This is a genomic window from Olsenella kribbiana, from assembly GCF_036408795.1.
In the GTDB taxonomy this organism is placed as follows: domain Bacteria; phylum Actinomycetota; class Coriobacteriia; order Coriobacteriales; family Atopobiaceae; genus Olsenella_L; species Olsenella_L kribbiana.
In genome coordinates this window covers 1-8,082 of the sequence record NZ_JAZGJP010000033.1, presented here as the reverse complement: position 1 = coordinate 8,082, position 8,082 = coordinate 1, and the positions used below count along the sequence as shown (strand labels likewise).

4 protein-coding genes are annotated in these 8,082 nt (G+C 61.7%); 3 read left to right on the top strand and 1 reads right to left on the bottom strand.

Annotated elements, in window-relative coordinates; all coding sequences use genetic code 11:
• The first annotated feature begins 117 nt into the window (after positions 1-117).
• The 3 genes from VXJ24_RS11370 (at position 118) to VXJ24_RS11360 (ending at position 6,550) form a co-directional block, all read left to right on the top strand.
• The gene (locus VXJ24_RS11370) at positions 118-912 is read left to right on the top strand and encodes a MurR/RpiR family transcriptional regulator (protein WP_330973038.1); all 795 of its coding nucleotides are present in this window, start codon (positions 118-120) and stop codon (positions 910-912) included.
• A 140-nt stretch (positions 913-1,052) separates the two neighbouring features.
• Complete coding sequence (locus tag VXJ24_RS11365) at positions 1,053-1,769, top strand: TetR/AcrR family transcriptional regulator (protein ID WP_330973037.1); 717 nt, start codon at positions 1,053-1,055, stop codon at positions 1,767-1,769.
• Positions 1,766-6,550 carry an acyl-CoA dehydratase activase-related protein gene (locus VXJ24_RS11360; RefSeq protein WP_330973036.1) on the top strand — a complete coding sequence of 1,595 codons (4,785 nt, stop codon included), beginning with the start codon at positions 1,766-1,768 and terminating at the stop codon, positions 6,548-6,550. Before VXJ24_RS11365 ends, VXJ24_RS11360 begins: the two co-directional genes overlap by 4 nt.
• Before the next feature lie 184 nt (positions 6,551-6,734).
• Here the strand turns inward: VXJ24_RS11360 and VXJ24_RS11355 are convergent, their stop codons facing one another.
• Positions 6,735-7,835 carry a glycerol dehydrogenase gene (locus VXJ24_RS11355; RefSeq protein WP_330973035.1) on the bottom strand — a complete coding sequence of 367 codons (1,101 nt, stop codon included), beginning with the start codon at positions 7,833-7,835 and terminating at the stop codon, positions 6,735-6,737.
• Positions 7,836-8,082 lie beyond the last annotated feature (247 nt).

Below are 8,082 nucleotides of genomic sequence, written 5' to 3'. Positions count from 1 at the left end.
ATGCATGTCCCGCTCTCCGGCATCGCAGCCACGGCCACGGTCCAGCCGAAGCTTCCTGCGAGCTTGCCTAAGCCGTTTGCAGTTCAGGGAGCCTAACTATGCCGGAGGTACTCAGCCATTTCGGACTATTCGATCAAGGAGCTCGCACAGGCTGCCCACTGCTCGATCGCGACGATCCACCGCCTCTGCCGCAAGCTCGGCCTCGAAGGCATGAAGGAGCTCAAGATCGAGATGGCGCGCTCCCTGGAGCGTGCCCAGGCTGCTGGCACAGCCGACATCAACTTTCCGTTCGGCGAAGGATGGACGGCAGGGGAGGTGGCTGCAAGCATACGCTCCGTCTTCGAGCAGACGCTTGCCCAGACCCAGTCCATGCTCGATATGGATACGGTCGAGCACGCTGCATCCCTCATCTGCATGGCCCGCCAGGTCGCGCTCTTCACGGAATCGCACAACCGCTATCCGGCAAGCATGTTCGCAGACCGCCTGCTCTCGGTCGGAATCGATGCACGCTGCGAGGCAGATACCGAGCGGCAGATCCGCTGCGCCCTCCTGATGGGGAAGGACTGTGTCGCGATAGGCATCTCCTACTCAGGCGTCTCCATGGCACTCGAACGTGCGCTTCCCGTGCTCTCAGAGCGGGGTGTCCCGACCTTTCTTGTGGGGACGCCTGCTGCAGCGCGTCTCAATCCCGGCCTTGACGGCTATCTCTTCGTGAGCGATGCAGAGCGCTACCAGCGGCGCATCACGCAGTTCGCGTCGCATCTTGCTGTGCAGTATGTGCTCGACACGCTCTTCGGCTCGGTCTGTGCGACATCCTGGCCCAGAAGCATCTCCTACCTCGAGAAGACCTTGCCGCTCACGCGCAAGCCAGGCCTCATCGACGATTGCTCTCAGCAGGCTGCGGGACGCTGAGGCTTCATCTCTGTGCCGCTTCTGTGCAGTCCGCAAATGGCTGAATTTCTTGCTCACGGTGTGCAATACTACGCACAGTGCGCAATTCTGCACACACTGTGAAAAACAGAGCAGGAAAGGAGGCCGCGAGCGTGCCTGAAATGACGGCTCAGACTGCAGAGAGGCAGCTTTCGCTCGTCGGTGCCGGCCAGGACCGGCGCACGGTGCGTACGCGCCAGGCGCTGCGCGACGCTCTTGCCCGCCAGATCGAGGAGACAGGAGATCTCTCCCGTGTCACGGTTAAGGCGGTTGCCGATACGGCAGGCGTGACGAGGCGTACCTTCTATTCGCATTTCAAGGACATCAACGATCTCGTTGGGCAGATCGAGGAGGAGACCGTCTCCGAAGTCGGCTGCCTCGTGAGGAGGCTTGCGAGGACGAACCTCGACGAGCTCCAGGACGCCATCTCGAACTTCGAGCCGTGCCCGGGCTCTGTCGAGCTCCTCGAGTACTTCCAGGAGCGCAGAAGCTATCTGCCGGCCCTTCTGGGTGCAGGCGGAGATCCGGGATTCGTCGAGAAGATCAAAGAGAAAGTCTTCGAGATCGTCTGCGGTCGTGCCGAGGAAGGCGTCGTATTCGATATTCCCCAGGAGCTCTTCGACTACTATCTGACATTCGCGATATCGGCCGAGGTCGGCGTGCTCCTGCGCTGGATGCGCAGCGGCATGGAAGAGCCGGCGCACCTCATGGCATGCGTGATGACCGCGCTCATGTTCGTGCGCCCCGGCGACCTCTACGGCAAGAAGATCAAGTTCGGCGTGCCCTGCCTCGACGATCTGGCAGACCTGGCACAGGAGAAGAAGGAGATGCAGGAATGACCGAGAATGGCAATTCCGTCCAGGCGGAGCGCAATGCCCACTATGCGATGCCGCTCGTGCAGGAGGGTGCCGAGCTCAAGCCGAAGCAGCGTGCCGATTTCCGCCACGCCCGTCTTCGTCTCGGCATCGATGTCGGCTCCACGACGGTGAAGCTCGCTGTCATCGACGAGAACGAGCATCTGGTCTATGCAAACTATGAGCGCCACCACACGGACGTGAAGGCAACGGCGCGCGAGGTGTTCAGGAAGGCCGAAAAGGTCCTGGGAGATGCAAAGATGCGTGTCTCCATCACGGGCTCCGGCGGCATGCTGCTCGCCAAGTGGCTCGGCGTCGAGTTCGTCCAGGAGGTCATCGCCTCGAAGCGTGCCGTCGAGTCCCTGATTCCCAAGACGGATGTCGCAATCGAGCTCGGCGGCGAGGACGCCAAGATCATCTACTTCGACAATGGCATCGAGCAGCGCATGAACGGCACGTGTGCCGGCGGCACCGGTGCCTTCATCGACCAGATGGCTTCCCTCATGGAGACGGATGCCACGGGACTGAACGAGCTTGCCAAGGGTGCGACGCACATCTATCCGATTGCATCCCGTTGCGGCGTCTTCGCGAAGTCCGACGTGCAGCCGCTCCTCAATGAGGGCGCAGCACGCGAGGATGTGGCAGCATCGATCTTCCAGGCTGTCGCGAACCAGACGGTCTCCGGCCTTGCCTGCGGACACCCGATCCGTGGCTATGTCGCCTTCCTGGGCGGCCCGCTCCAGTATCTCTCCGAGCTGAGGAAGCGCTTCTACATCACGCTCAACCTCGATGAGGAGCACAGGATCGTCCCCGAGAACGCACACCTCTTTGTCGCTACCGGCGCAGCTCTTGCGGGCGAGTCCACCGATACCGTGACGTTTAAGGAGGTCATCGACAAGCTCGATAGCCTCGGCGACACGCAGGGCTCCGAGGTCGCACGTCTCGACCCGCTCTTCAAGACGGAGAAGGACTACCAGGAGTTCCGTGCCCGCCACGACGCACAGGTCGTGCCGAAGGGCACGCTCGAGGGCTACCAGGGCCGTGTCTTCATCGGCCTCGATGCCGGCTCCACGACGATGAAGGCAGCTGTCGTTGGCGAGGACGGCGAGCTCCTCTACACGTGGTATGACAACAACAACGGCGATGTCCTCGGCACCGCCCGCAAGATCATGGACGACATCTACGACCATCTGCCGGAAGGCTGCACGATTGGCCATGTCACGACGACCGGCTACGGCGAGGGCATCCTGATCGAAGCCCTGCAGGCAGACTCCGGCGAGATCGAGACGGTCGCGCACCTGCGTGGCGCCAAGGCCTTCGTGCCCGATGTCAACTTCATCCTCGATATCGGCGGCCAGGACATGAAGTGCCTCCAGGTGAAGAATGGCATCATCGAGCATATCGCCCTGAACGAGGCCTGCTCTTCGGGCTGCGGCTCCTTCATCGCGAACTTCGCTGACTCCATGGGCATGACGGTACAGGAATTCGCGAAGGCAGCAGTCCGCGGCGAGCACCCGGTCGACCTCGGCAGCCGCTGCACTGTCTTCATGAACTCCCGCGTCAAGCAGGCCCAGAAGGAAGGCGCCACGATCGGCGATGTCGCTGCCGGCCTTTCCTACTCTGTCATCAAGAATGCCCTCTTCAAGGTCATCAAGCTGCGCGACTACGACGAGATCGGCAAGTACGTCGTCGTCCAGGGCGGCACGTTCATGAGCGACGCGACGCTGCGTGCCTTCGAGCTCCTGACCGGCCGCGACGTGATCAGGCCGGACATCGCAGGCACGATGGGTGCCTACGGTGCAGCGCTCCTCGCCCGCGACCGTGCTGGTGCAGACGGTGTCTCCACCATCCTCTCCCGCAAGGAGATCGACAACCTCAAGGTCAAGCACACGAACGCCCACTGCGGACGCTGCTCGAACAACTGCCTGCTCACGATCAATTCCTTCGGCAACGGCCGCCGCTTCATCACGGGCAACCGCTGCGAGAAAGGCTCTGGCAAGCCTGTCAAGGAGCAGAGCAAGGCGCCAAACCTCTTCGAGTTCAAGAACCATCTGCTGTTCGACCGCGAATGCCTCGACCCTGATGCCGCACCGCGCGGCACTGTCGGCATTCCTCGCGCCCTCAACATGTACGAGAACTATCCGTTCTGGCATGCGTTCTTCACGAAGCTCGGCTTCTCGGTCATCCTGTCCGACAGGACGACGAGGAAGACCTACGAAGCAGGCACCGAGTCGATGCCGTCCGAGAGCGTCTGCTATCCGGCAAAGCTCAGCCATGGCCACATCATGAACCTCCTCTCGAAGAATCCGGACTTCATCTGGATGCCGTGCATCCGCTGGGAGCGCGCCGAGGACGATACGGCCACGAACCACTACAACTGCCCGATCGTCATGTCCTATCCGCAGTCCCTGGAGCTCAACATCGACGAGCTCTCGGATCCCTCTGTCGAGTACCTCGATCCGTTCCTGCCGTATGACAAGAAGAACGAGCTCAAGCGCAGGCTCTACGAGGTCGTCTCTGTCCAGCGCGAGGAGGATGCTGCCAAGGGCAAGGGCCGCTTCCGTGGCTCCCACATCACGCGCGAAGAGATCGACGAGGCCGTGAACTATGCCTGGCAGGCAGACATCGACTTCAAGAACGCGATGCACAAGGCAGGAGACGATGCCCTGAAGTGGATCGAGGACAACGACGCCCACGGCATCGTCCTCGCAGGCCGTCCGTACCACAACGACGGCGAGATCAACCATGCAATCCCCGAGATGCTGCATGGCTTCGGCTTCGCCGTGCTTACCGAGGACTCCATCGCCCACAAGGTTCCTGTCGAGCGCCCGATCCGCGTCATCGACCAGTGGATGTACCACTCCCGCCTCTACCGTGCGGCACGCTTTGTCGCAGAGAGGAACGACCTCGACCTCATCCAGCTCCAGAGCTTCGGCTGCGGCCTTGATGCCCTCACGACCGACGAGGTCCAGGAGATCCTCGAGGCATCCGGCAAGATCTATACCGTGCTCAAGATCGACGAGGTCTCGAACCTCGGCGCTGCCCGCATCCGTGTCCGCTCCCTCATGGCCGCCCTCAAGGAGGAGCGTGCCGAGCTCGAGCGCGAGACGCGTGCCGGCAAGGTGCATGAGGTGGCACCGGTCAACGTCCACATGGCTGACGGCTCGCTCGAGCATGCAAGGAAGACCGATCTCACCCGTCGTACGCCGGTCTACCGCGAGGCAAAGAGCGCTGCCTTCAAGAAGGTGCGCTACACGGAGGAGATGCAGGACGAGGGCTACACGATCCTGGCACCGCAGATGTCCCCTGTGCACTTCGAGATCGTCGAAGCCATCCTTCGCTCCGAAGGCTACAACGTCGTGCTGCTCCCGTCTGTCGACCACAAGGCCGTCGACACGGGCCTGAAGTACGTGAACAACGACATCTGCTACCCGTCGATCCTCGTCACGGGCCAGATCATGGAGGCGGTCCTTTCGGGCAAGTACGATCTCTCCCGTACGGCTGTCATGATCTCCCAGACCGGCGGCGGCTGCCGTGCAACGAACTACATCGCCCTCATCAGGAAGGCGCTCAAGGATTCGGGCCACCCCGAGGTGCCGGTCATCTCGCTTACGGCTGCCACGAACCTCGACGAGAGCAACCCGGGCTTCAAGGCGCTCAAGAACCCGCGCCTGCTCACGAAGGCTGTCTATGCCCTTCTCTACGGCGATCTCCTCATGAAGTGCACGTACCGCGTGCGCCCCTATGAGGCCAGAGAGGGGAGCGCCGACAGGCTCTACGACGAGTTCATGGAACGTGCCAAGATCCAGCTCTCCCACAGCGCTTCGCCGAAGCCGTTCTACCGTCTCTGCGAGGATACGGTCAAGGCGTTCGATGCGCTGCCGCTCGAGAACGACCGCTCGAAGCCGCGCGTCGGTGTCGTCGGCGAGATCCTCGTGAAGTTCCACCCGACCGCGAACAACCAGGTTGTCCGCGTCATCGAGAACGAGGGCTGCGAGGCAGACGTCCCGGGCCTTGTCGACTTCTTCCTGTTCGGCCTCTCGAACCAGATCAACATGAAGGAGGAGCTCGGCACGAAGGCGACGAGCCGCCTCACGCACAAGATCGGCATCGATGCGATCGAGGGCATGAGGAAGCCGATCGACGAGATGCTCGAGAAGTCGGAGCGCTTCGAGCCGTATGGCTCGATCTGGAGCCTTGCGGACAAGGCGAAGGAAGTGCTGTCGCTCTGCAACACGATGGGCGAGGGCTGGCTCCTGACGGCCGAGATGTGCGACCTCATCGAGTCCGGCACGCCGAACATCATCGTCTGCTCGCCGTTCGCATGCCTGCCGAACCACGTCGTCGGCAAGTCCGTGATCAAGCGCCTGCGCCAGATGCACCCTGAGAGCAACATCGTCGCTGTCGACTACGACCCGGGCGCTTCCGAGGTCAATCAGCTGAACCGCATCAAGCTCATGATCTCGGTCGCAAAGGAGAACTTCAAGAATGGACGCTCCGAGAGCTTCCATCTCGAGAACCCCGACGATCCGGTCACGAACGAGAGCATGCTGCCGCGTGCGGTCTACCACAGGCGCCGCCCGGGCGAGCTCGAGGATTCCTTCGTGCGCGAAGGCTCGAAGGCAACGGGAGCCTATGCGTCATACGGCGAGACGACGGATGCTGACGGCGGAAAGACGTATGGCACAGGAGAAGGTGCCATCCATCTGACGCCTGAGCAGCTCAAGGAGATCGACGAGGCAAAGCGCAAGGCAGGCGTCCTCTAAGGACTCATCCATAGCTTCAAGGAGAAGGGCAGGCTGCAGAGCCTGCCCTTCTTTGCTGTCGAGTTGGATGATGTGCCTGTCGAGTTCGTACTCCAAGCCTGTCGAGTTGAGAGACAACGACACAGAAAAGCGGTCCCCGCACCTAGGTGCGAGGACCGCTTGTCCTGACTCTGTGTGGGCGAAGCTAGTCGCTCCAGTCGGCAAGCGCCTTCTGGCCGAGGGCATCGGCTGCGAGCATCGCATGGGCGACCTTCTCCGGCGTGACCTCGAACGGCATGTTGTGCAGCGTGTCGTTGTCGGCGCAGGCAAGCTTTGCGACCTCGAGCACGCGCTCGAAGGAGGCATCCTCGACACCGAGCTGCTTGAAGGTGACAGGAAGGCCGACCTCGACGCAGAACAGCAGCACCTCGTCGAGCTCCGGCGCATCCTCGAGCACGAGCTGGGAAATCGTGCCGAAGGCGACCTTCTCGCCGTGATACATCTTGTGGGTCTCAGGCATGGCTGTCATGCCATTGTGGATAGCATGGGCACCGGCAAGGCCGGCAGACTCGAAGCCGAGACCGGAGAGCAGCGTGTTGGCCTCGATGATCTTCTCGACAGATTCGCTCAGGGCTCCTGCCTCGAGGGCGCACTTCGCCTTCACGCCGTCAGACATGAGAGTATCGAAGCAGAGCTTCGCTAGCGCCATGGCGGCATTCGTCACATGGCCGCCTGCGCAGGTCGTGGCATCGGAGCGCTTGCAGGCACGTGCCTCGAAGTAGGTGGCAAGTGCGTCGCCCATGCCGGAGACCGTGAGGCGCAAGGGGCTCTTCGCGATGACAGCAGAGTCCATAAGGACGAGGTTCGGGTTGTGCTTGAAGAACTGGTATTCCTTGAACTGGCCTTCCGGCGTATAGACGACGGAGAGCGCCGAGCAGGGAGCATCGGTTGCAGCAATCGTCGGGACGATCACGACGGGGGCGTCGACGGCATTCGCGACTGCCTTGGCCGTATCGAAGATCTTGCCGCCGCCAAGGCCGATCACGACGTCAGCCTCGTTCGACTTTGCGAGCGCAGAGAGGCGGTCAATCTCGTCCTGCGAGCACTCGCCATTGAACTCCTCGAAGACAGGCGCCAAGCCTGCATCGGAGAGGCTTGCCTTCACGCGGTCGCCGAAGCGGCGGATGCCGCCTGCGGAGATGATCACGAGAGGCTTTGCGCCATAGGCCTTTGTATAGGTGCCGAGGTTGTCGAGCTCTCCCGGACCCTGGATGTACTTGCTGGGGCTGATGAAGATGCGTGCCATGAAACCATCCTTTCCCAATGGATTTCGGACCACAAGGCTATATACCCAGCCTCGGGTACAAGACTATTGCACGTTCTGAAACATTCCTGTTACGCAGCTCAGCAAACCATCCAGAAACGATGGAGGAAGGTTGATTTCACCTGTCATCCGTACACTCCGGGGGCAGGTCAGGATTCCTGCAGCTAGCCGAACGGATGCAGCTGCCTGTGCACGGCCTCCTTCCTGCCGGAACGGTGTGCAGATTCCG

What these genes read in the sequence shown, in the direction of transcription:
- VXJ24_RS11365 (WP_330973037.1), top strand. Translation starts at nt 1,053, where the DNA reads ATGACGGCTCAGACTGCAGAGAGGCAGCTTTCGCTCGTCGGTGCCGGC.
- VXJ24_RS11360 (WP_330973036.1), top strand. Translation starts at nt 1,766, where the DNA reads ATGACCGAGAATGGCAATTCCGTCCAGGCGGAGCGCAATGCCCACTAT.
- VXJ24_RS11355 (WP_330973035.1), bottom strand. Translation starts at nt 7,835, where the DNA reads ATGGCACGCATCTTCATCAGCCCCAGCAAGTACATCCAGGGTCCGGGA.